Source organism: Hoylesella timonensis S9-PR14 (assembly GCF_000762405.1).
Lineage (GTDB): Bacteria > Bacteroidota > Bacteroidia > Bacteroidales > Bacteroidaceae > Prevotella > Prevotella timonensis_A.
This window is the reverse complement of record NZ_JRPQ01000021.1, coordinates 1-1735: the sequence shown is the minus strand read 5'-3', so window position 1 is coordinate 1735 and position 1735 is coordinate 1. Positions and strand designations below refer to the sequence as shown.

The 1735-nt window shown below is 50.4% G+C and carries 1 rRNA gene; it reads right to left on the bottom strand.

The features are described 5' to 3' along the window. Nucleotides 1-17 precede the first annotated feature (17 nt). Nucleotides 18-1549, bottom strand: a 16S ribosomal RNA gene (locus tag HMPREF9304_RS01140). Between the last annotated feature and the right edge of the window lie 186 nt (nucleotides 1550-1735).

Below are 1735 nucleotides of genomic sequence, written 5' to 3'. Positions count from 1 at the left end.
CGTTGTTTCGTCTCCAGAAAGGAGGTGTTCCAGCCGCACCTTCCGGTACGGCTACCTTGTTACGACTTAGCCCCAATCACCAGTTTTGCCCTAGGCCGCTCCTTAACGGTTACGGACTTCAGGCACCCCCAGCTTTCATGGCTTGACGGGCGGTGTGTACAAGGCCCGGGAACGTATTCACCGCGCCATGGCTGATGCGCGATTACTAGCGAATCCAGCTTCATGGGGTCGGGTTGCAGACCCCAATCCGAACTGGGAGACACTTTGAAGATTAGACCAAACTTGCGTTAAGCCAACACTCTGTATGCCCCATTGTAACACGTGTGTAGCCCCGGACGTAAGGGCCGTGCTGATTTGACGTCATCCCCACCTTCCTCACACCTTACGGTGGCAGTATCCATAGAGTGCCCAGCATCACCTGATGGCAACTAAAGAAAAGGGTTGCGCTCGTTATGGCACTTAAGCCGACACCTCACGGCACGAGCTGACGACAACCATGCAGCACCTCCACCAGCGCCCCGAAGGGCCTCAACATCTCTGTATCGTTCGCTGGCAGTTCAAGCCCGGGTAAGGTTCCTCGCGTATCATCGAATTAAACCACATGTTCCTCCGCTTGTGCGGGCCCCCGTCAATTCCTTTGAGTTTCACCGTTGCCGGCGTACTCCCCAGGTGGGATGCTTAATGTTTTCACTTGGCCACTCATCCAAATAGGACGAATAGCGAGCATCCATCGTTTACCGTGCGGACTACCAGGGTATCTAATCCTGTTTGATACCCGCACTTTCGAGCATCAGCGTCAGTTATGCTACAGTAAGCTGCCTGCGCAATCGGAGTTCGTCATGATATCTAAGCATTTCACCGCTACACCATGAATTCCGCCTACTTCCTGCATACTCAAGTCGACCAGTTCGCGCTGCAAGCCACCGGTTGAGCCGGTAAATTTCACAACACGCTTAATAGACAGCCTACGCTCCCTTTAAACCCAATAAATCCGGATAACGCCCGGACCTTCCGTATTACCGCGGCTGCTGGCACGGAATTAGCCGGTCCTTATTCATGTGGTACCTGCAATGCATGACACGTCACGCACTTTATCCCCACATAAAAGCAGTTTACAACCCATAGGGCCGTCATCCTGCACGCTACTTGGCTGGTTCAGGCTCTCGCCCATTGACCAATATTCCTCACTGCTGCCTCCCGTAGGAGTTTGGACCGTGTCTCAGTTCCAATGTGGGGGACCTTCCTCTCAGAACCCCTACTGATCGTAGCCTTGGTGGGCCGTTACCCCGCCAACAAGCTAATCAGACGCATCCCCATCCATAACCGCTAAACCTTTAATCGTTATTTGATGTCAGCAAACGATATCATACGGTATTAGGCCGTCTTTCAACGGGTTATCCCGTAGTTATGGGAAGGTTGGATACGCGTTACTCACCCGTGCGCCAGTCGTCATCAAGGAAAGCAAGCTTTCCTCATGTTACCCTGCGACTTGCATGTGTTAAGCCTGTAGCTAGCGTTCATCCTGAGCCAGGATCAAACTCTACATTGTAAAATATATTTGAAATGGAAAAGATAAAACATATAAAGCTTACGCCATATACCCTATCTCAACCAACTTCGTTGTCTCTGTTCAGAACGAAACTCCAGAATTTAAAAGTATTCTCACCTTAGTTCTTTTCTAATGAATTGAACGGTTCGTAAAACTTGTTACCTATGTATTTATGCTTCAAGAAAA